This is a genomic window from Halorubrum lipolyticum DSM 21995 (genome assembly GCF_000337375.1).
Classification (GTDB): Archaea; Halobacteriota; Halobacteria; order Halobacteriales; family Haloferacaceae; genus Halorubrum; species Halorubrum lipolyticum.
Window position 1 is genome coordinate 121,803 of the sequence record NZ_AOJG01000030.1, and the last position, 20,304, is coordinate 142,106.

A 20,304-nucleotide genomic window follows, 5' to 3' on the forward strand; every position below is an offset into this window, starting at 1 on the left:
AGGTATTGTATCGGACAAGATGTTAGAGACACAGACCGCACGCACCGCGGCGCCGGCCCTCCCGCCGGAGCTGCAGTCTCCCCGCGCGAAGCTCGTCTACCTGTACCTGACGACGAAGGGCGACGCGACCGTCTCGGAGATGGGCGACTCGCTCGGCATGAAGAAGCTCTCGCTGTACAGCATCCTGAAGACTCTCCGGAAGGAGGGCATGGTCGACTGCGACGGCGACACCTACGCGCTGAACTGACGGTCTGACAGCTCCGTTCTCGGTAGTCGCCGCTCCCGCCAGCGGAGCGTTTACCAGCCCGCGGAACGCAGTGGGGTCGTGGACGCGAACCAGACAGAGTTCCGGAACCCGTTCGGGATGGACACCGAGTGCGAGAACTGTCCCGAGCTGTGCGGTCCCCGCGACCGCGTCGTTCACGGCTACGGCGACGTGGGCGGCGAGTTCCTCGTCGTCGGCACGCGCCCGAGCGCGGCCGCCGAGGCCAACGGCGTCCCCTTCACCGGTGCGGGCGCCGGCGAGCGGGTGCAGTCGATCTTCGCCGACCTCGGGTTCGTCCGGTCGGCGCCGGACGCGGCGGAGCCCGACGTGCAGAACGCCTTCTTCACGAACCTGACGCGGTGTCGACACCCCGAGCGCGAGCCGACCGACCGGGAGGTCGAGACCTGCGAGCCGTTCCTCAACGCGGAGATCAGGATGATCAACCCGCAGATCATCGTACCCGTCGGCGAGCGACCGCTCCGCGAGCTCGCGGTCGAGTACACCACCCGGCGGCCGGACTCCTTCGACGTCGACGCTGAGCACGCGACGACGATCCGGGGACGCGGCTTCGAGCTGGTGCCGATGAAGGAGCCGGCCGAGATGACCGACGCCGAGGCCGACGCGTTCCGGGAACACATGCGCGAGAACGTGCTGAGCCGGGACTACCGGCAGACGAAGGGACGGCGGAGCCGGTGAGGGGACTCGTCCGCAGTCGGGGAGTCAGTCGGCCGGGTCGTCGAGCTCTTCCACGTCGTCGATCGCGTCGCCGAGGAGGTCGGTCGTCGCGTCGCCGCTGTCCGCGCCGAACGCGCAGTCGATGAGGATGTGCCCGCCGAGCGTCGTCGGCGAGATGACCTGGTCCGCGCCGGCCCGGCGGAGCTTGTTGATGTTCTCCCGCTGGGTCACCGCCGCGACGATACGCACGTTGGGATTGAGCTGTCTGGCGGTGAGGATCGCGAGGGCGTCGCGCGCGTCGTCCTCGGTCGCGACGACGACCGCCCGGGCGCCCTCGAGGTTGACCCGTTCGAGCGGCTCCACGTCGCTGGGGTCGGCGACGAGCACCGGTACGTCGTGGTCGGAGAGCCGCTGGGCGGCGGTCTGGTCGGTCGTCACGACGGCGTACTCCGTCCCGTCACGGGCGTCGAGTTCTTCGAGAATCGGTTCCGTCAGGTCCCCGTATCCGAGCACGAGGACGTGGTCGTCGAGGAGGTCTATCTGTCTGTCAGTCATTTTTCCGAGCGCCTTGGAGAGCTGCGCCTCGATGGCGGGCGTGAGGAGGACGCCGAGCGCCACCGCGAACGCGGCGACGTTCATCACGAGCGAGGAGAGCACGAACAGCTGCGCGATGTCGGCGGCCGCCCCGGTCTGCGGTGTCACGTCTCCGTAGCCGACCGTAGAGGCGGTGACGACGGTGAAGTAGAACGCGTCGACGATGGTCTCGACGCCGTTGAACTGGTCGCGGAGCGTGTACGTCCCGACCGTCCCGTACGAGACGGCCGTCACGAGCGCCGCCCCGGCGGCGAGCTGGGTCGGTGACGGCGAGTACGTCCTGTCGAACCGCCCGCGGTTGTACGCGAGTGCGGGCAACGACAAGACCGACAGCGCCACTAAGGGGAACGACAGCACCGACGCCTGCATCAGCCCCTGGAGGGCGGTCAACGGGAGCAGAACCGCCGTGGAGTACCAGCCGACGCGGTAGCCGCTCCGGAGCGCGAAGCCGCTCCCGAACATCGCGAATCCGGTGATGGTTCCGGTGAACCCAACGGTCTGACGGACGACCGCGGGCACGTACGGGGAGAGCGGGCCGTCGACGCCGAGCCCGCCGATCTGAGCGAGCCCGGCGAGGATCGACAGCACCGCGACCGCGAACGTCAGGAGAATGGACGCTCGGACGGTCACCCAATCGCGGGTCAGCTCCATGCGAGGTGGTCGCCGACGGCGAACTTAAACCCCGCGAGCGAAGCCGACGCCGGTCCGTTCGCGCGATCCCGCGTCTGACGACCGGTACCCGGCGTCGACACACGTTTAAACCCGCCGCCGGTTGAGGGGCGTATGTCACTGCCCGTCGAGATCGTCTTCGGAGTCTACCTCGGCGTCATCACCGGTATCGTCCCTGCGCTGGTGGCTGGGGTGCTCGGGTTCGTGTTCAAGTACGTCACCGACGTGACGATCCCCGGGCTCGGGGTCGTCGTGCTGTCGCTCGCGATCGCCGGCGTCAACGGCGGCCTGCTCGCGCTCAACGACGAGACCATCCGGTCGTCGGAGCGGGCGCCGGCGATCCTCACGGCGATCGTCGTGGTGTTGATGCTCTCGATGTACGCCCACGCCCAGGGGGACCGGCTCGGCGCCAGCGTCCCCAAGCGGATCTCGCTCAAGCAGCTCCGGGACCGGACGCTCTCGACCGACGTGATCGAGCTCGTCGGCGGCCGGGGACGGGTCTCCGTCGAGGTGACCGGCGAGGTCGGCGACATGGAGGGGTACCCGCCGCTGCCGGCCCTGTCTCTTATACACATNGGGTCTCCGTCGAGGTGACCGGCGAGGTCGGCGACATGGAGGGGTACCCGCCGCTGCCGGCCGAGACGCGCCGGGCGATCCTCGACGGCGACTGGGCGTTCCCGGCCGACCTCCCGCTCGCGGAGCTGGAAGAGCGGTTCGCCGAGCGGTTACAGACCGAGCTCGACCTGGCCGACGTGTCGGTCCGGATCGACGAGCGGGCGCGCGCGACGGTGTCCGCCGCACCGCCGACCGGGGCGCTCTCGAAGCGGGTCCCGGCCGGGAAGCGCGCGGTGTCGGTGTCGGCGCTCGTCCCGACCGGGATCGCCCGCGGCGACGTGGTCCGCGTGATCACGCCGGACCTCACCGTCGAGGGTGCCGTGATCGCCGCCCGGTCGAGCGGGGAGCCGGAACCGGGAGCCGGCGCGGCGGCCGCACCCGCCGACGGCGACGGCGCGGAGCCGGACGACGACCTCCGGACCGACGGCGGAGAGGACGCCGTCGCATCTCCCCCCGCGACGACGGCGCCCACGACGACCGGCGGCGAGGGACGGGTGACGGTCGCTCTCGACCGGTCCGAGGCGACGGCGCTCCTGCGCGCCGACCGGGGGCGCGTGCTGGTGCTGTCGCGGGGAACCCGCCGCGAGTACGAGCTCACGGCGCTGTTGCGGCGGACCGGGAAGCGGTTCCGGAAGGTGTCGGTCGTCGCCGGCGGGCCGTTGGACGGGCGCACGATCGGCGAGGTCGAGGTCCGCGAGGCGTACGACGTGGCGGTCCTCGCGGCGCGCCACGACTCGTGGACGATCGCGCCGAGCGGGACGCAGTCCCTGTCGGCGGGCGACGAGCTGTTCGTCGTCGGGAGCCGCGACGCGCTGGACCGGTTCGAGGAGGTGGCCGCGTGACCGCCGCAGCCGTCGTCGCTACCGCCGTCGACGTCGGCTTCGCGCGACCGCGACAGGCGGCGGTCACCCTCGTCACGTTCGGCGTCCTCGCCGTGCTCGTCGCGGGGAGCGCCTCGCTCGCCTACCGCTGGTACTTCCGCACGGAGATCCCCGAGGGAGTGACCGGCCTGCTCGGCGTCGCCGTCGTCGCGCTGTACCTCAACACGACCTCGCTGGGGTCGGTCGCGATCGGCGACAACCCGGCGCTGTTAGCGCCCGAGAGCGTGTTCTTCAACCTCGTCTCGCTCGGGGTCGCGGCGGTGATGGCGCCCGTCGGCCGGTACGCGGGCGATCGGCTCGCAGTCGACGTGTTCGCGCTCTCCGGGGCCAAGCAGCTCGAAGGCGAGCTGAGCGGCGTCGTGCGCGCGGTGGGCCGGTTCACGGCGGTGACGCTCCCGCCGGCCGACGAGATCGGCGACATGGACACGTACGATCCCGTCTCGCCGGAGAAGAAGGACGAGCTCGCCGAGACGACCCTCCTCTTCCCGCGGAAGCTCTCGGACGAGGAGCTCCGCGAGCGGCTCGTCACTCGGCTCAAAGAGGAGTACGGCGTCGGTTACGTCGACATCGACCTCGACGCCGACGGGACGGTCGAGTACTTCGCGGTCGGCTCCCGCGCAGCCGGGCTCGGGCCGACGCTCGCTCCCGGGTCGGCGGCGGTCGCGGTCGCTACGGACCCCCCGAACAACGCCACCGTCGGCGACACGGTCCAGCTGTGGCGGGACGACCCGGAGCCGAAGCGCGTCGCGACCGGCGAGCTTCGCGGGGTCGCGGGCGACGCCGTCACGGTCGCGCTCGACGAGTCGGACGCGGAGCGCCTGACCGACGAGGAGGGGTACCGGACCGTGACGCTCCCCGCGGAGCCGCAGGCGGACCGCGAGTTCGCCTCGCTGCTGCGGACCGCGGACGAGACGATGGCGTCCGTGACCGTCGAGGCGGGGAGCGACCTCGCGGGCAGCACCGTCGGAGGGGTGCGCACCGTCGTCGCCGCGGTCCGTCCGAAGGGGGGATCCGTCCAGCCGATCCCCCGGCGCGCGTACGTATTCGGCGCCGGCGACCTCGTGTACCTCGTCGGGCGCCCCGACGCGATCCGCCGGTTCGAGGCGGCCGCAGCGGCGGGAGCGGACGCGACGCCGTCGGCCGGAGGCGAGGATGGCGATCGCGACGGGGAACGCGCCGTTCGCGACGAGGCGGGTACTCCGGACGACCTCGACGACGACACGGCTGACGACGGCGCCGACGACGCGGTCGCCTCTGACGGCGACACGGCTGACGACGGTGACGAGACCGACACCCCCGATGACGCCGATCGGGCGCAACGCTCTTGAGTCGCCCGCGCGGGGATCGCGTATGGAGTGGAAGCTGTTCGCCGACCTCGCGGAGATCGCCGGCGGACGCGAGATCGACGTGGCGGCGGAGCCGGGCGACACGGTCGGCGACGCGCTCGACGCGCTGTTGGAGACGCATCCGGAGCTCCGCGACCGGGTGCTCGACGACGGCGAGGTGGCGGACCACATCAACGTCCTCCGGAACGGCGGGAACGTCCGCCACGACGGCGGGCTGGACGCGACGCTCGAGGCCGGCGACGAGCTGGCGCTGTTCCCCCCCGTGAGCGGTGGCGCCGTCGGGCGGTAGATCGGTCGTTTCAAACGGTCGCGCGCCGCACCTCTCGCTATGAGCGACAGCGATGCTGACGGCGGGCACGAGTCGGAAGACGCCGGGGGCGATCCGGCGCGCGAGGAGTTCCACGAGGACCCGGTCGGACACACCCGCGCGACCGCCGATATGACCGTCGGAGAGCTGGTCGAGGGATACGGCGACGCGGGGATCGGCGCGGCGTCTGTCAACGAGGCGGGCGACGTGCTCGCGGAGATGTTCGCGAACGACGACTGTACCGTGTTCCTCTCGCTGGCGGGCGCGATGGTCCCCGCTGGGATGCGCCGGATCGTCTCCGACCTCATCCGCGACGGCTACGTCGACGCCCTGGTGACCACGGGCGCGAACCTCACCCACGACGCCATCGAGGCGATCGGCGGGAAACACCACCACGGGCGGACCCACGACCCGGAGAAGAGCCTCCGCGAGCACGACGAGGGCCTCCGCGACGAGGGCGTCGACCGCATCTACAACGTCTACCTCCCGCAGGAGCACTTCGCCGCCTTCGAGGGGCACCTGCGCGAGGAGGTGTTTCCGGAACTGGCGGGCGACGGTCCCGTCTCCATCGCGGACCTCACCCGGGAGCTCGGCCGCGCCAACGCCGCGGTCAACGAGCGCGACGACGTGGCCGAGGACCCCGGCGTCGCCGCCGCGGCCTCCGACTGCGACGTGCCCGTCTACTGCCCCGCCGTACAGGACTCCGTGCTCGGACTCCAAGCCTGGATGTACGCGCAAACGGCCGACTTCACGCTCGACGCCTTAGACGACATGACGGAGCTGACGGACCTCGCGTTCGACGCCGACGACGCCGGCTGCCTGCTCGTCGGCGGCGGCGTCCCGAAGAACTTCACGCTCCAGACGATGCTCGTCACCCCTCGCGCCTACGACTACGCGGTCCAGATCACGATGGACCCCGAGGCGACCGGCGGGCTCTCGGGCGCCACCCTCGAAGAGGCCCGATCGTGGGGGAAACTGGAGAAGGACGCGCGCAACGCCTCCGTCTACGGCGACGCGACCGTCATGCTGCCGATGCTGATCGCCGCGGCCCGCGAGCGCGTGGAGTAGGACCGCTAGCTCGTCAACCGCTAGCTCGTCAGTAGTTATAAACCGATCTGCAGTGGCGCGTGCCGGCGAGCGGCCGAACGCCGCGAACAGCGAGGGACCGAAGGTCCCGCTGGCAGCCGGACGTAGTCCGGCGACCGCACGCGCGAGGGAGTCGGCGCGGGGTTTAAAAACGCCGCGCCGACGAGGCTGGGGAGGCGTGAGGTGCGGAGCGGTGCTGTGCGGGCGAGAGTCAACGGGCAGTCGCCGACGGCGGTGCCGCCAGCGACCAGTTTTAAGAGACCCGCTTGGGCTTCGGCGGTGGTCACCGTTCAGTCGTCGTCACCCAGTTATAAACGGTAATCACGGGAGCGAGACGACTCCTCGACCCGACACGACCTACGCTCGCGAGTCCAGATCCATCGCCTCCGCCAACAACGCGTGCGACTCCAGCGCGTCGTCGTGGTCCGGCACCGCGTGCTGGATCATCACCTCGTCGGCGCCGACCCGGTCCGCGAGCTGTTCGAGCAGGCCCTCGATCGTCTCCGGACTCCCCGAGATCGCTCGCGGCCACTCGTCGTCGCCGAGGGTCGCTGGCGTCGGCTCGGGGGCGCCGCCGAGCTCCGCGATCGACTCCTCGACGGAGGGGATCGACCCCACCACGCCGCGCTGCATCCGCTTGAACGTCGCCTCCGCGGGCGCACGCCGACGGGCCGCGGCCGCGTCCGTCTCGGCGGCGACCGCGTTGAGCGCGACCATCCCGTACGGCTCCTCGGGGCCGTCCCCGAGCGCCGTGGGCTCGAAGCGGTCGCGGTAGGTCTCGAAGGCGCGCTCGGCGAGCCCGGGACGGATGAACGCCGCGAAGCAGAACCGCGCGCCGAGTTCGCCGGCGATCGCCGCGCTCGACGGGCTGGATCCGAGCACCCACGGAACCGGCGGCTCCGAACCGGAGCTCGGGACCGTCAGGTCGGCGTACGGGTGATCCTCCGGGAAGGCGTCGGAGAGGTGGCTCACGACCGCGCGGATGCGCTCCTCGTGGTCCTCGTCGGGGTTCTCGACGCGGCGGTCCGTGCCGAGCGCGCGGTCCGAGGCCGGCGAGCCGTTCGCCCGACCGAGGCCGGCGTCGATCCGCCCCGGCGCGAGCCCGTCGAGCGTGCCGAACGCCTCCGCGACCTTGTACGGGCTGTAGTGGTTGAGCAGGACGGCGCCGGAGCCGATCCGAATCTCCTCCGTCGCGCCCGCGAGCCGCCCGAGCAACACTTCCGGGGTCGTCCCAGCGAGGTGATCTCCCATCCCGTGGTGTTCGGCGACCCAGAACCGCGAGTAGCCCAGCCGCTCGGCCTGCTCCGCGGCCGCGACCGTGTTCGCGTACGCGTCGGCTGCGGTCCCGCCCGCGGGGACCGGCGAGAGGTCGACGATGGAGAGGTCCATACTCGCCGTCGGCGATCCCGGGCGTTAACGGTTGGGCTCCCGGCGGTCGCGCCGGGGGACCGGAAGCGGGAGGCGGCGAAGCGGCGTCGGAGCGACGGCTGGTGAACCGAGAAACGAAAGCGTCGAAAGAGAGAACGCGGTCGTCAGTTGTCGCCGGACTTCGACTGCCAGGCGTAGTCGCGGCGGGAGGCCGAGTCGCCGAAGCCGCACGAGGCGCAGCGCTCCTTCTTGACGTGGTAGGATTTCTCGCCGCAGCGGCGGCACTTCACGTGAACCGTCTTGTTCTTCTTCCCCTGAGAGGGCGTTCCGGAGCCGGTCATGCTTTGATGGTGACGACGTTATCGCCGCGTATAATCGTTGTGTCTTCGATCGCGACCGCGAACTCGCCGTCGAGATCGTCGTCGACGCGGTCGTCCACGTCGGACTCCGGCTCGATAACGACGTTCATGTGCTGGTCGTAGCCGGCGAGGACGCCGTAGTAGGTCGTTCCGTCCTTCAGGTGTACCGTCACCGGCTCCTCGAGCGACGCTTCGAGCACGTCGAGGGGTCGTCCACTCATTGTCCGTATCGCCGCCCGTCGCACTAATAAAAATACCGGGACGCTGAGGTGGCTCGTCAGTTCTCATCGCGGGCTGTGCTCGCGTGAGTCGTGCCGAGAGCCGCCGCGGACGCGCTCGAACCCGGGTGTTTTTAAGACGCGCTGCTGTACGCCGAAACACCACACTCCCGCGGGACACGGTGAGTCGACGTCGGCTCGGCCGTAGCGGGGCCTCAACGACGCGCGGACGAACGTAGCGCTGACGGCTCCTTGCGGGGTTTCAGTGATGGACGCCCACCACGGCGTTCGACACCACCAAATCATGGAAATCGAAATTGCGACACTCGGCGGTTACGAAGAGGTCGGTCGACAGATGACGGCGGTCCGAGCGGGCGAGGACATCGTCATCTTCGACATGGGCCTGAACCTCAGTAAGGTCCTCATCCACGACAACGTGGAGACCGAGAGCATGCACAGCCTCGACCTGATCGACATGGGCGCGATCCCGGACGACCGCGTCATGAGCGAGCTGGAGGGCGACGTCCAGGCGATCGTCCCCACCCACGGTCACCTCGACCACATCGCGGGCATCCCGAAGCTCGCCCACCGGTACGACGCGCCGATCGTCGGCTCGCCGTACACGATCGAGCTGGTCAAACAGCAGATCGACGACGAGGGGAAGTTCCAGGTCGACAACGACCTCGTGAAAATGAAGGCGGGCGGGACGATGGCCATCGGCGACTCCGAGCAGGTCGAGATGGAGTTCGTCAACGTCACGCACTCGATCATCGACGCGATCAACCCGGTCCTCCACACGCCCGAGGGAGCGGTCGTCTACGGCCTCGACAAGCGGCTGGACCACGACCCCGTCATCGGCGACCCGATCGACATGGACCGCTTCCGCGAGATCGGGCGGCAGGACGAGGGCGTCCTCTGTTACATCGAGGACTGTACGAACGCCGGTCGGAAGGGTCGGACGCCCTCCGAGTCGTACGCGAAGAAACACGTCGAGGACACGTTCACGTCGATGGAGGACTACTCGGGCGGGATCGTCGCCACGACGTTCTCCTCCCACATCGCCCGCGTGAAGACCCTCGTCGAGTACGCCCGCGAGATCGGGCGCCAGCCGGTCCTGCTCGGTCGCTCGATGGAGAAGTACTCGGGCACCGCGGAACGGCTCGACTTCGTCGACTTCCAGGGCGACATCGGCATGTACGGTCACCGGAAGTCGGTCGACCGCGCGTTCAAGCGCATCATGAAGGAGGGGAAGGGCAACTTCCTCCCCATCGTGACGGGTCACCAGGGCGAGCCGCGCGCGATGCTGACCCGCATGGGTCGCGGCGAGACCCCGTACGAAATCGACGACGGCGACAAGGTCGTCTTCAGCGCGAGCATCATTCCGGAGCCGACCAACGAGGGGCAGCGGTACCAGTCGGAACAGCTCCTCCGGATGCAGGGCGCGCGCCTCTACGACGACATCCACGTCTCCGGGCACCTCCGCGAGGAGGGCCACTACGAGATGCTGGACGCGCTCCAGCCCCAGCACGTCATTCCCGGCCACCAGACGCTGAAGGGGCGCTCGCCGTACGTCGACCTCGCGAAGTCGCAGGGGTACAAGCTCGGACGTGACGTCCACGTCACGCAGAACGGGAGCGTCATCCAACTCGTCGAATGACGAGCGAGACGAAGGAGGCGCGGGTGCTGGAGGCCATCCGCGAGCGGCGTGACCTCGTCAACGCCGCTATCGACGAGGAGCTGCCGGTACAGCACCCGGAGCGGCTCTACGAGGCGACGCGGTACATCCTCGAAGCGGGCGGAAAGCGGCTTCGCCCGACCGTGACGACGCTGGCCGCGGAGGCGGTGACCGGCGTCGATCCGATGGGCGCCGACTTCCGCGAGTTCGCCGCCCTCGACGGCAACACCGTCGACGTGATGCGCGCCGCGGTCGCGATCGAGGTGATCCAGTCGTTCACGCTGATCCACGACGACATCATGGACGAGGACGAGCTCCGACGCGGCGTCCCGGCCGTCCACGAGAAGTACGACACCTCGACCGCGATCCTCGCCGGGGACACGCTCTACTCGAAGGCGTTCGAGTTCATGACGGAGACCGGCGCGGACCCGCAGAACGGGCTGGAGGCGATGCGCATGCTCGCGTCCACCTGCACGGAGATCTGCGAGGGGCAGGCGCTCGACGTCGCCTTCGAGTCGCGCGACGACATCCTCCCGGAGGAGTACCTGGAGATGGTCGAGCTGAAGACCGCCGTCCTCTACGGCGCCTCGGCCGCGACGCCGGCCCTCCTGCTCGGCGCGGACGAGGAGGTCGTCGACGCCCTCTACCAGTACGGGATCGACTCGGGGCGGGCGTTCCAGATCCAGGACGACGTGCTCGATCTGACCGTCCCCTCCGAAGACTTGGGCAAGCAGCGCGGCTCCGACCTCGTCGAGGGGAAGGAGACCCTGATCACCCTCCACGCCCGCCAGCAGGGGGTCGACGTCGACGGCCTGGTCGACGCCGACACGCCGGCCGAGGTGACGGAGGAGGCCATCGACGACGCGGTGGCGGCCTTAGAGGCGGTCGGCTCGATCGCGTACGCCCGCGAGACGGCCGAGGACCTCACTGAGCGGTCGAAAGAACACCTCGAAATCCTCCCCGAGGGCGGGTCCCGCGAGCTGCTGGCCGACCTCGCCGACTACCTGATCGTCCGCGGCTACTAACCGAAACGGACACCGCTATACTTCCGGAGCCGCACTCTCCGATCGTGTCCAGGTACCGAGACGTCGCGCTGTTCTTCGCGCTCGCGCTGCTCTGGGGGGCTTCCTTCGTCGCCATCGAGGTCGGGCTCGACTACTACCCGCCGGTGCTGTACGCCGCCTATCGGTTCGATCTGGCCGCGCTGGTACTCGTGACGTACGTCTTGGTGACGGAGGCCGCCCCGCTCCCGCGGACCCGCGGCGACGCGGCGGCGATCGGGTTCAGCGGCGGCCTCTCCGTTGCCGTCAACAACTCCCTGCTGTTCGTCGGCCAGCAGTACACGACGAGCGGGATCGCCTCGATCACCTACAGCCTCGTTCCCATCGCGACCGCGGCGGTCGCGGCCGCGTGGATCGGCGACTCGGACCTCGACGCGCGCGGCGGGCTCGGCGTGGTGTTGGCGTTCGTCGGCGTCGGGCTCGTCGCCCAACCGGACCCGGCGAACCTCGCCGGCGGCGTCACGGTCGGCGTCGGACTCATCTCGGTCGGCGTGATCGCGGTCGCGGTCGGCAGCGTCGGGCTCCGCACGGTGGAGACGAGCTTCTCGAGCGTCGCGCTCACCGGGTGGGCGATGCTGTTCGGCGCGCTGCTGATCCACGGGTTCAGCCTCGGGCTCGGCGAGCCGCAGCGGCTCCCGTCGACCGCGCTGCCGGCCATCGGGTCGCTGCTGTTCCTCGGCGTGTTGGCCTCGGCGGTCGCGTACGTCATCTACTTCACCCTGCTCGACCGGCTGGGCCCCTTCGAGATCAACCTCGTCTCGTACGTCGTCCCCGTGGTCGCGACGGTGACGGGCGCAGTCCTGCTCGCCGAGCCGGTGACGGCGCTGACGGTCGCCGGCTTCGCCGTCATCGTCGTTGGGTTCGGCCTCCTCAAGCGGCGCGCGATCGCCACGGGGGTGCCGCAGCTGCTCTCTCGGATCGCCGGATTACTTTAAATCATAGGCTGAAAACCGGTTCTCAAGGAAGTCTCGGCTCTGAAGTCGCCGGTAGCTAACGAGTGCGGATCGACCACCGAGAGGTCTGTCGGCGCAGAGAGGCGTCCCGATAGCCGTTCGAGATACAGGGCGCGTATTACGGCATCACAGCCCGTCTCAGTTATTTTGGCGCGGATCCGGGAGTGGTGACGGTGAAGTCGTCGTAGTAGTACGTCGCGTCGTTCCCGAAGTTGACGCTGTTGACGATGAATTCGAGGTACTGGGTGCTTGGGGAGAAGACGTTGTACCCTCGTTCGTCGGCGACCAGTTTGTTGTTGATGCGCCACTTGAGTGCGGCCCCGTCTCTGAAGCTCTGGAGTTGGCCTTCGATGTCGACCCAGCCGCCCTCGTCGGGGTCGATGCCGAGTTTCTTCGGGAGCCCGAGGTCGATCCACTTGGCTTCCTGGACGTCGCCGTCTTCGTCGGCCTCGTAGACGTAGGTGCGGAACCGGGCGTCTCCCGTGTCGCTCGCGTCGCTGTCCTGATACGCGAGGATCGGGTAGGCACTGATGTCCCCGTCCGCATTGCCAAGGACGGGCCAAACGCCGGACTCGTGCGCTTCGTCGTCGTCTTCCCACGCCGGGTCGATGTAGAAACGGTACGAGAGGCGGGAGCCGGTGCCTGCGTTCCAGTACGTGCCGTCTGCATCTTGGTACTTCTTCCCCTGATACGCGTAGAATCCGCTCGTATCTCCAGTTTTGTCGATGTCGATGCGGAGTCGTCCTGCGTCGGCCGTCCACGCTTCGGGGGCTTGTCGGTCAACGACCCACCCAGCACTCGTACCCGTGTTGTCCGCTGCGTCAGCGGCGTCGCTGAAGTTGAGATCGAACACGGCGTTGGGATTTTTTGCCTGTACGCCTGCCGCAGACAAAGGAAGCATCGTCGCACCGACCGCGAGACCGCCCATCTGCAGGAACTTCCGTCGGTTTGCTATCTCTGGAGCCATGCAACTTAAACAATTGACATGTATATATAGTTAGTGGTACTTGACACAAGACTACACAACATAATGTGTCCACGTCGGGTGAATTCTCGACACCAAGTCAGCCGTCCAGCGCGCCGATATCGTCGATGATCTCGGCCGCGTGGTCCTCGGGGGAGACCCCCTCGTACGCGAGCGCGACGGTCCCGTCCGAGTCGATCACGTACGTGTTCCGGAACACGCCGTCGAAGGTGTTCCCGAACATCTGCTTCTCGCCGTAGGAGTCGTAGTCGCTCGCGACCTCGCCGTCGGGGTCCGAGAGCAGCGTGAACGGGAGGTCGTACTCCTCGGCGAACGGCTCGAGGTCGTCGACGGGGTCATCGCTGATCCCGACGACCGCGACGTCGGCGCCCTCGAAGGCGTCCCACTCGTCGCGGAAGCCGCAGGCTTCGGTCGTGCACCCCGGCGTGTCGGCGCGGGGGTAGAAGTAGACGACCGTGTAGCGCGCCGCGGCGGGGTCGACGGTGACGGCGTCGCCGTGCTGGTCGAACAGCGTGATCGCGGGTGCGGGATCGCCCGGTTCGAGCATACGTCCCGTGGTTTCGCACCGGTATTAGGACGTTCGGTCCGGTTCCTTTTTACCCGCTACCGACATCCACCCGGTATCGATGGAGTGGCAACCGACGCCGTACACGGCCCCGTTGCTCGTGGCGGCGCTCGCGTCGTTCTTTTTCGCCGCGTACGCGGTCCGAAACCGAACGCGAGGGGAGGTGCCGCTCGTGGGGAGTTTCGTGGCCGTCACGGTTGCTAGCGGGGTCTGGTCGCTGGCGTACGCGGCGCAGCTGTCGGCGACGACGCTCGACGCGACCCTGCTGTGGAACCGCCTCGTCTGGGTCGGGATCGCGGCGCTCGCCGTCGCCTGGCCCGCATTCGTGTTCGCGTACGTCGGCTGGACGGCGTGGCTCCGACCCCGTCGCATCGCCACCCTGTGTCTCGTCCCCGCCGCCACCGTCGGCGGCGTCCTCCTCGTCGGCACCGACCCGCTCTTTTATGCTTCCCCGTCGCTGGACGGGGCGAACGGTTACCTCGTTATGGAGTACCTGCCGACGCCGGCACTCATCGGATTCATGGCGTACAGCTACGGCGTGAACCTGTTCACCTTCGGCGTGCTCGGCTCCGCCGCGCTCGCCCGCGACGGCGTGTTCCGCCGGCAGTCCACGCTGCTGTTCGTCGCCGGCGTCGCGCCGATGGCCGTCGGCGTCGCGGGGATCTGGGGACTGATCGGCCCCCTGTTCGTCGACCTCACGCCGGTCACGTTCGCGGTCACCTCCGTGCTGCTCGGCTGGGTCGTGTTCCGACACCGGCTCCTCGACCTCTCGCCGATCGCCCGCGACGCGGTGTTCGCGAACCTCTCCGACGGCGTCGTCGTCGTCGACGCCGACGGCCGGGTCGTCGATCTGAACCGGCCGGCGCGGCGGCTGTTCCCGTCCGCGGCGGTCGGGTGCGGCGTCGAGGAGGCGTTCGAGCGCGCGCCGGCCGTGGTCGACCTCGTACCGTCGGCGGGGGACGGCGGCGGGGACCGCTCCGGCCGCGTCCCCGGGGCGGAGCCGGACGCCGACCTCAGAGTGACCGTCGACGCCGGCTCCGACCCCCGCTTCCTGACGGTCGCCGCCCATTCGATCGCCGCGACGGGAGGGGGGTTCGGCTCCGGACTCGGCTTCGGCTCCGGGCTCGGGCCTCGCACCGGCTCCGCGGCGGAGTCCACCGCGGGCGGAACCGTCCTCCTCTTCCGCGACGTCACCGAGCGCGAGACGCTCCAGCGCCGCTACCGCGCACTCATCGAGAAGTCGCCGAACGTCATCGCCGTCTGCGGGACCGACGGCCTGCTCAGGTACGTGAGTCCGTCGATAGAGCGGCTGCTCGGTCACGCGCCCGCGGCGATCGAGGGGCGACCGGTCATCGATCTGGTCCACCCGGACGACCGTCGGGAGGCCCAGCGCGCGTTCGAGCGGGCCTTCGACACCGGCGGCCCGCAGGCGCTCGACCACCGGATCGCCCACGCGGACGGGAGCTGGCGCCAGTTCGAGACGGTGGTCGAACGCCTGTTCGAGGACACCGAGGAAGTGGTGATAACCGCCACCGACGTGACCGAGGGCCGGCGGTACGAACAGCGGCTCCAGGTCCTCAACCGGGTCCTCCGACACGACCTGAAGAACGACACGAACGTCATCGGCGGGTACGCGGACCTCCTGCGCGACCACGTCGACGACGAGGGCGACGACTACCTCGACGTCATCGACCGGAAGGTGGAGACGCTGACCCATCTCAGCGACCAGGCCCGCGAGATCGACGTGGCGCTCCACAGCGACGCCGCGCGCGCCGAGATCGACCTGTCGGAACTCGTCACGCGGCTCTGCGAGTCGCTCGAGTCGTCGTTCCCAGAGGCGACGGTGACCGTGTCGGCGCCGGACGACGCGGTGGTGTGCGCAGACGAGCTGTTGGAGTCGGCGATCCGGAACGTGCTGGAGAACGCGGTCGTCCACAACGACGGGGACCAGCCGATCGTCGAGGTGGCCGTCGATCCGAACGACGGGGGCTACCGAGTCGCCGTCGCGGACAACGGGCCGGGCATCCCGCCGGTCGAGCGGAGCGTGTTCTCGGAGGCCCGCGAGACGGCGCTCGAACACGCGAGCGGGCTCGGCCTCTGGCTCGTCCACTGGATCGTCACCGAGTCCGGCGGCGAGCTGGAGATCCACACCCGGGAGCCGACCGGGACCCTGATCACGATCTGGCTCCCGGCGGCCGGTGGTGAGGCGGGGGAAGGGGGGGAGAGAGCGGAAAGAGGGGAGGCGGAGGAAGGAGAGGAGGGGACGGAAGGAAGTGAGACGACGGAAACCGAGAGCGCCACGGAGCCGGCCGTGGGCGCCGGTCCGAGGCCGGACCGCGACCCCACGCCCTGACGCGGTGCGGGTCCGCGAGCGCCCTCCGCAACCTCTTTGCGGTCGGTCGCCGAACCCGGTGGCATGAGCCACGGATCCCTGGACGACGACGCGGTCGAGAGCTACCGGGAGGCCGGCGCGGTGTTGGTCGAAGCGATGAACGAGGCCCGCGAGATGGTCGAGCCGGGGCGGACCCACCTCGAGGTCGCCGAGTGGACCGAGGACTTCATCCGGGAGCGGGACGCGGGGCTCGCGTTCCCCGTCAACATCAGCGTCGACCCCGAGGCCTCCCACGCGACGCCGAGACGCGACGACGACACTGAGTTCGGCGAGGAGATGGTGTGTCTCGACGTCGGGGTCCACGTCGACGGCTACATCGCGGACGCCGCGGTCACGGTCGACCACACGGGGACTCCCGAGCTGGTCGAGGCCGCGGAGATGGCGCTCGAGGCCGCGGTCGACGAGGCCGGGCCGGGCGTCGAGGTGGGCGTCGTCGGGCAGGCGATCGAGGACGTGATCCGCGGGTACGGCTACACGCCCGTCCTGAACCTCTCCGGGCACGGCGTCGAGCGCTACGACGCCCACACCGGCCCGACGATCCCGAACCGCGGCGTCGACCGCTCGGTCGAGTTAGAGCCCGGGCAGGCGGTCGCGATCGAGCCGTTCGCCACCGACGGCCGCGGGAAGGTCGGCGAGGGGACCGACGAGGAGATCTTCGAGCGGCAGGGCACCGCGAGCGTCCGCGACCGCCGCGCGCGGCAGGCCCTCGAAGAGATCGAGGCGTTCGACGACCTCCCGTTCGCGGCCCGGTGGCTGGAGGGCGACCGCGTCGAGATGGCGCTGCGCCGGCTGAAGCAGGCGAACGCGATCAAGGGCTACCCCGTCCTGAAGGAGGCCGACGACGCCCTCGTGAGCCAGGCGGAGCACACCCTGTTGGTCACCGACGACGGCGTCGAGATCACGACAGCCGGCATCCACGACTTCGACGGCTGATGGACCGGATCTACGCCCCGTGGCGGATCGAGTGGGTCGAGCGCGATTCCGACCCGATCGACGGCTGTCCGTTCTGCGTCCTGCCCGGGCGCGAGGACGACCGCGAGTCGCGGATCGTCGCCCGCAGCGAGCGCAACTACGTCCTCCTGAACAACGCGCCGTACAACCCCGGCCACGCGATGGTGATCCCGAACGAACATCACGAGGACCCGACCGACCTCGACGACGCGACCCTGCTCGACCACGCGAAGCTGAAGTCGGCAACGCTCGCGGCGATGCGGCGCGACGTGGACCCCGACGGCGTCAACACGGGGCAGAACCTCGGTGACTCGGCGGCCGGCGGCTCGGTCGACCACCTCCACACCCACGTCGTCCCGCGGTGGGACGGCGACACGAACTTCATGCCCGTCACCGGCGGCACGAAGGTGATCGTGGAGGCGATCGACCGCACCTACGGACACCTCCACGCCGGCTTCGCCGCCGGCGACGACGTGGTCGACTCCGGTGACGCCGAGGCCGGCGAGGCGGTCGAGCTCGACTTCGACGTCTGAGGCGGTGGCGACGATCGCTTATAAACAAACGGTGCGGTGGCGCGCGCCTCCGAGTGGCCGACAGGCCACGAGGAGCGCCGCGCGAGGGAGTCGGCCGACCGGAGCGAAGCGACGGGAGGCCGACGAGGCTGGGGAGGCGTGAGGTGCGGTTGCGGTCGGGGTGGGACTCAAAGGGGCAGCCGTTCTCGGCGAACCCCAGCGACGCAAGGACCGCAGGGAGCGGAGCGACCGAGGACCACAGCGAGCTGTGGGAGCCGAGAACGGCTGGGGCTTTGGAGGCCGTCAGTACAGCGTCGTCGATCATATATAAACACCCGACGGCGACGCCACTCAATCACTTATAAACAATCGCTCTGTCAGAGTGATTCACGTACTCTAAGTACGCGTCAGTACACCAGCTCGCCCGAGATGAACTTCCGGGTGCGCTCGTCCGAGGGGTCCTCGAAGATCCGCTCCGTCGGCCCGACCTCCGTGACGCCGTCGTCGAGCAGCACCGCGACGCGGTCCGCGACGCGCTCGGCCTGATGCATGTCGTGGGTCGCCACGACGACGCCGATCCCCCTGTTTCGGGCCTCCTCCATCGCTTCCTCGATGACCGCGGTGTTCCGCGGGTCCAGATCGGAGGTGGGCTCGTCGAGCAGCAGCACGTCCGGGTCGTACGCCAGCGCGCGGGCGAACGACACCCGCTGGGCCTCCCCGCCCGACAGCGAGTCGGCGTGCTGGGCCGCCTCGTCCGTCAGCCCGACGACGTCGAGCGACTCGCGGACGGCGTCGGGGGTCTCTGCGATCCCCAGCGCAGCGGCGATCCGGTCGGTCCACGAACTCCGGACTCGGAGCCCGTACTCGACGTTGCGGGCCACGGAGGCGTCGAAGAGGCTCGCCTCCTGAAAGACCATCCCGACCCGCCGCCGCAGGGCGAGCCGGTCGGCCTCCTCGGCGGCCCACGCGTCCGCGCCGCCGAGCGCGACGGTCCCCGCGTCCGGTTCGAGCGAGAGCGCGAGCGTCCGGAGCAGCGTCGTCTTGCCGACGCCGGAGGGGCCGATCACGGCGAGGACCTCGCCGGCGTCGACCGCGACGGAGAGGTCGTCGAACACCCGCTCGCCGCCGAACGACTGCGAGACGCCGGTCGCCCGGAGCATCACCGCGTCACCCCGCTGTCGCCGAAGTGAACGACCACGGCGTTGACCGTCAACACGAGCGCGACGAGGACGGCGCCGAGGATCATCGCGGTCTCGTACTGCCCCTGACGGGCCTCGAGCTGGATCGCGGTCGTCAGCGTCCGGGTCTTCGAGATCCCGTCCGCGCCCGTGATGTTCCCGCCGACGATGAGCACGGACCCGACCTCGCTGACGGCGCGGCCGAAGCCGGCCAGGACCGCGGTGGCGATCCCGTATCTCGCCTCCTTCAGGACGACGAGCGCCGCGTCGAGGCGCGTGCCGCCGAGCGCGCGGGCGGCGTCGCGGACGCCGTCGTCCACCCCGGAGACGGCCGCGAGGGTGATCGCCGTGATCGGCGGCGTCGCGAGCACGAACTGCGACATGATCATCGCCTCCCTGGTGAAGACGAGGTCCAGCGAGCCGAGCGGTCCCTGATTGGAGACCGCAAAGAGGACGAGGAGGCCGACGACCACGCTCGGGAACCCCATCCCGGTGTTGACGACGGACTTCACGAACCGCTTGCCCCGGAACTCGGCGAAGCCGACCGCGACGGCGACCGGCACGCTGAACAGCGTGCTCAGCGCCACGGCGGTGACGCTCACGTACAGCGAGACGTAGATGACACTGGAGACGTAGCCGTCCCTGAACGGGAGATCGAGGAGTCCGGGCAGCAGGCCGACGACTGGTTCGATCGGCACGCTCACTCGTCGGACGAGTCGCTACTCCAACCTTGCGGAACGTACTGCTGGAAGTCGGGGTCCTCGGAGACCGCCTCGGGGAAGAACAGCTGCTCGCCGTTCGTCTGGAAGCCGGCGATCGCCTCCTGGGCCCCGGGGCTCGTGATCCACCCGATGTACGCCATCGCGAGGTCGTAGTTGGCGCTGTCGTGGACGCCGGGGTTGACGGCCATGATCCCGTAGGGGTTCGCGAGGATCTCCGGCCCGTCCTCGATCGGTCCCTGCACGAGGACCGTCAGGTCGATCTCCGAGCGCTGCGAGATGAACGTCCCGCGGTCCGCGAGCGTGTAAGCGCCCTGCTGCGTGGCGACGTTCAGCGCCTCGCCCATCCCCGTCCCCGTCTCCTGGTACCAGTCGCCGCCGGGCTCTGCGCCCGCGGCCTCCCAGAGGTTCAGCTCCTTGGTGTGGGTCCCGGAGTTGTCGCCCCGCGAGACGAACGAGGCCTCGCTGTCGGCGATCGCCGCGAGCGCCTCGGTCGCCGAACTCGTTCCCTCGATCCCCGCCGGGTCGCTCTCGGGGCCGACGATCACGAAGTCGTTGAACATGAGGTCGCGTCGGTTCAGCCCGTACCCGTTCCGCAGGAACTCGTCTTCGAGCCCACGGGCGTGGACCATCACCACGTCGGAGTCGCCGTTCCGGGCCGACTCGAGGGCCGCGCCCGTCCCCTGTGCGACCGCGTCGACGGTCACGCCGTACATCTCTTCGAAGTCGGTGTGGATCTCGTCGAGTAACCCCGTATCGTAGGTGCTCGTCGTCGTCGTGAGCGTGAGCGTCTCGCCGGCGACGGCGGGTCGGTCGTCGCCGCTCCCTCCGCCACCGACGAGCCGTGCGCACCCGGCGGTGCCCGCGACGGCACCCGCACCGAGCGCGGCGAGGAACCGGCGTCGATGTATCGACATAGATACACCGACG

General features: G+C 69.5%; 20 protein-coding genes and 1 pseudogene. 12 read left to right on the forward strand and 9 right to left on the reverse strand.

Translation table 11 applies throughout. The features are described from left to right. Positions 1-19: 19 nt before the first annotated feature. Together C469_RS11055 and C469_RS11060 are read left to right on the forward strand one after the other, a co-directional pair. The gene (locus C469_RS11055; RefSeq protein ID WP_008006633.1) at positions 20-247 is read left to right on the forward strand and encodes a hypothetical protein; all 228 of its coding nucleotides are present in this window, start codon (positions 20-22) and stop codon (positions 245-247) included. A gap of 78 nt (positions 248-325) precedes the next feature. Further along, the gene (locus C469_RS11060) at positions 326-961 is read left to right on the forward strand and encodes a uracil-DNA glycosylase (RefSeq protein ID WP_008006635.1); all 636 of its coding nucleotides are present in this window, start codon (positions 326-328) and stop codon (positions 959-961) included. 24 nt (positions 962-985) lie between these two features. Here the strand turns inward: C469_RS11060 and C469_RS11065 are convergent, their stop codons facing one another. Then, the gene (locus tag C469_RS11065) at positions 986-2,185 is read right to left on the reverse strand and encodes an NAD-binding protein (RefSeq protein ID WP_008006638.1); all 1,200 of its coding nucleotides are present in this window, start codon (positions 2,183-2,185) and stop codon (positions 986-988) included. 132 nt (positions 2,186-2,317) lie between these two features. Here C469_RS11065 and C469_RS11070 point away from each other — a divergent pair. The 4 genes and pseudogenes from C469_RS11070 to C469_RS11085 all read left to right on the forward strand — a co-directional run bounded on the left by C469_RS11070 (position 2,318) and on the right by C469_RS11085 (position 6,420). Next, positions 2,318-3,660 (forward strand): annotated as a pseudogene (locus C469_RS11070) (potassium channel family protein). Then, complete coding sequence (locus C469_RS11075) at positions 3,657-5,027, forward strand: cation:proton antiporter regulatory subunit (protein ID WP_008006640.1); 1,371 nt, start codon at positions 3,657-3,659, stop codon at positions 5,025-5,027. Before C469_RS11070 ends, C469_RS11075 begins: the two are co-directional and overlap by 4 nt. Positions 5,028-5,049: 22 nt before the next feature. Continuing rightward, positions 5,050-5,334, forward strand: a complete 285-nt coding sequence (locus C469_RS11080; protein ID WP_008006642.1) for a ubiquitin-like small modifier protein 1 — start codon at positions 5,050-5,052, stop codon at positions 5,332-5,334. Positions 5,335-5,373: 39 nt separating this feature from the next. Then, entirely contained in the window at positions 5,374-6,420 is a 1,047-nt protein-coding gene (locus tag C469_RS11085) for a deoxyhypusine synthase (protein WP_008006643.1), read from the forward strand. 375 nt (positions 6,421-6,795) lie between these two features. Here the strand turns inward: C469_RS11085 and C469_RS11090 are convergent, their stop codons facing one another. The 3 genes from C469_RS11090 to C469_RS11100 form a co-directional block, all read right to left on the reverse strand. After that, positions 6,796-7,827 (reverse strand): LLM class flavin-dependent oxidoreductase, encoded by a 1,032-nt coding sequence (locus C469_RS11090; RefSeq protein ID WP_008006645.1) that lies wholly within the window; start codon positions 7,825-7,827, stop codon positions 6,796-6,798. A gap of 143 nt (positions 7,828-7,970) precedes the next feature. Beyond that, a complete protein-coding gene (locus C469_RS11095) occupies positions 7,971-8,147 on the reverse strand; it encodes a 50S ribosomal protein L37e (protein ID WP_008006648.1) in 177 nt (58 codons plus the stop codon). Continuing rightward, positions 8,144-8,386, reverse strand: coding sequence for an LSM domain-containing protein (locus tag C469_RS11100; protein WP_008006650.1), 243 nt, complete (start codon positions 8,384-8,386; stop codon positions 8,144-8,146). Before C469_RS11100 ends, C469_RS11095 begins: the two co-directional genes overlap by 4 nt. Positions 8,387-8,687: 301 nt before the next feature. Here C469_RS11100 and C469_RS11105 point away from each other — a divergent pair, with 301 nt between their 5' ends. The 3 genes from C469_RS11105 to C469_RS11115 are packed head-to-tail and all read left to right on the forward strand — an operon-like array spanning position 8,688 to position 12,054. After that, positions 8,688-10,040: a ribonuclease J gene (locus C469_RS11105; protein ID WP_008006652.1), complete on the forward strand. Its 1,353-nt coding sequence runs from the start codon at positions 8,688-8,690 to the stop codon at positions 10,038-10,040. Beyond that, the gene (idsA3, locus tag C469_RS11110; protein ID WP_008006654.1) at positions 10,037-11,083 is read left to right on the forward strand and encodes a geranylfarnesyl diphosphate synthase; all 1,047 of its coding nucleotides are present in this window, start codon (positions 10,037-10,039) and stop codon (positions 11,081-11,083) included. The genes C469_RS11105 and idsA3 overlap by 4 nt, the downstream gene beginning before the upstream one ends. Positions 11,084-11,127: 44 nt before the next feature. Beyond that, positions 11,128-12,054, forward strand: a complete 927-nt coding sequence (locus C469_RS11115; RefSeq protein ID WP_008006655.1) for a DMT family transporter — start codon at positions 11,128-11,130, stop codon at positions 12,052-12,054. A 160-nt stretch (positions 12,055-12,214) separates the two neighbouring features. Here C469_RS11115 and C469_RS11120 read toward each other — a convergent pair whose 3' ends face one another. Together C469_RS11120 and bcp are read right to left on the reverse strand one after the other, a co-directional pair. Further along, the gene (locus C469_RS11120) at positions 12,215-13,039 is read right to left on the reverse strand and encodes a hypothetical protein (protein ID WP_241430012.1); all 825 of its coding nucleotides are present in this window, start codon (positions 13,037-13,039) and stop codon (positions 12,215-12,217) included. 97 nt (positions 13,040-13,136) lie between these two features. After that, on the reverse strand, positions 13,137-13,604 hold the full coding sequence (gene bcp, locus C469_RS11125; protein WP_008006657.1) for a thioredoxin-dependent thiol peroxidase: 468 nt from the start codon (positions 13,602-13,604) through the stop codon (positions 13,137-13,139). 79 nt (positions 13,605-13,683) lie between these two features. On the opposite strand from bcp, the gene C469_RS11130 reads away from it, so the two are divergent. From C469_RS11130 to C469_RS11140, 3 genes are all read left to right on the forward strand, one after another. Then, positions 13,684-15,975: a histidine kinase N-terminal 7TM domain-containing protein gene (locus C469_RS11130; protein ID WP_008006658.1), complete on the forward strand. Its 2,292-nt coding sequence runs from the start codon at positions 13,684-13,686 to the stop codon at positions 15,973-15,975. Between the two features lie 63 nt (positions 15,976-16,038). After that, a complete protein-coding gene (gene map, locus C469_RS11135) occupies positions 16,039-16,947 on the forward strand; it encodes a type II methionyl aminopeptidase (protein ID WP_008006659.1) in 909 nt (302 codons plus the stop codon). Next, a complete protein-coding gene (locus tag C469_RS11140; RefSeq protein ID WP_008006660.1) occupies positions 16,947-17,498 on the forward strand; it encodes an HIT family protein in 552 nt (183 codons plus the stop codon). The genes map and C469_RS11140 overlap by 1 nt, the downstream gene beginning before the upstream one ends. 386 nt (positions 17,499-17,884) lie before the next feature. On the opposite strand, the gene C469_RS11145 is transcribed toward C469_RS11140, so the two are convergent. From C469_RS11145 to C469_RS11155, 3 genes are read right to left on the reverse strand one after another with little or no spacing between them, the layout of a single operon-like run. Next, the gene (locus C469_RS11145) at positions 17,885-18,637 is read right to left on the reverse strand and encodes an amino acid ABC transporter ATP-binding protein (RefSeq protein ID WP_008006661.1); all 753 of its coding nucleotides are present in this window, start codon (positions 18,635-18,637) and stop codon (positions 17,885-17,887) included. After that, complete coding sequence (locus C469_RS11150; RefSeq protein WP_147587288.1) at positions 18,637-19,353, reverse strand: ABC transporter permease; 717 nt, start codon at positions 19,351-19,353, stop codon at positions 18,637-18,639. The genes C469_RS11145 and C469_RS11150 overlap by 1 nt, the downstream gene beginning before the upstream one ends. 2 nt (positions 19,354-19,355) lie before the next feature. Next, on the reverse strand, positions 19,356-20,291 hold the full coding sequence (locus C469_RS11155; protein ID WP_008006663.1) for a substrate-binding domain-containing protein: 936 nt from the start codon (positions 20,289-20,291) through the stop codon (positions 19,356-19,358). Positions 20,292-20,304 lie beyond the last annotated feature (13 nt).

Bases quoted from the DNA above. Each gene is read 5' to 3' on its own strand.
- map (WP_008006659.1), top strand. From the start codon at position 16,039: ATGAGCCACGGATCCCTGGACGACGACGCGGTCGAGAGCTACCGGGAG.
- C469_RS11105 (WP_008006652.1), top strand. From the start codon at position 8,688: ATGGAAATCGAAATTGCGACACTCGGCGGTTACGAAGAGGTCGGTCGA.
- C469_RS11140 (WP_008006660.1), top strand. From the start codon at position 16,947: ATGGACCGGATCTACGCCCCGTGGCGGATCGAGTGGGTCGAGCGCGAT.
- C469_RS11065 (WP_008006638.1), bottom strand. From the start codon at position 2,185: ATGGAGCTGACCCGCGATTGGGTGACCGTCCGAGCGTCCATTCTCCTG.
- bcp (WP_008006657.1), bottom strand. From the start codon at position 13,604: ATGCTCGAACCGGGCGATCCCGCACCCGCGATCACGCTGTTCGACCAG.
- C469_RS11130 (WP_008006658.1), top strand. From the start codon at position 13,684: ATGGAGTGGCAACCGACGCCGTACACGGCCCCGTTGCTCGTGGCGGCG.
- C469_RS11090 (WP_008006645.1), bottom strand. From the start codon at position 7,827: ATGGACCTCTCCATCGTCGACCTCTCGCCGGTCCCCGCGGGCGGGACC.
- C469_RS11100 (WP_008006650.1), bottom strand. From the start codon at position 8,386: ATGAGTGGACGACCCCTCGACGTGCTCGAAGCGTCGCTCGAGGAGCCG.
- C469_RS11080 (WP_008006642.1), top strand. From the start codon at position 5,050: ATGGAGTGGAAGCTGTTCGCCGACCTCGCGGAGATCGCCGGCGGACGC.
- C469_RS11145 (WP_008006661.1), bottom strand. From the start codon at position 18,637: ATGCTCCGGGCGACCGGCGTCTCGCAGTCGTTCGGCGGCGAGCGGGTG.
- C469_RS11095 (WP_008006648.1), bottom strand. From the start codon at position 8,147: ATGACCGGCTCCGGAACGCCCTCTCAGGGGAAGAAGAACAAGACGGTT.
- C469_RS11085 (WP_008006643.1), top strand. From the start codon at position 5,374: ATGAGCGACAGCGATGCTGACGGCGGGCACGAGTCGGAAGACGCCGGG.
- C469_RS11055 (WP_008006633.1), top strand. From the start codon at position 20: ATGTTAGAGACACAGACCGCACGCACCGCGGCGCCGGCCCTCCCGCCG.
- idsA3 (WP_008006654.1), top strand. From the start codon at position 10,037: ATGACGAGCGAGACGAAGGAGGCGCGGGTGCTGGAGGCCATCCGCGAG.
- C469_RS11155 (WP_008006663.1), bottom strand. From the start codon at position 20,291: ATGTCGATACATCGACGCCGGTTCCTCGCCGCGCTCGGTGCGGGTGCC.
- C469_RS11120 (WP_241430012.1), bottom strand. From the start codon at position 13,039: ATGGCTCCAGAGATAGCAAACCGACGGAAGTTCCTGCAGATGGGCGGT.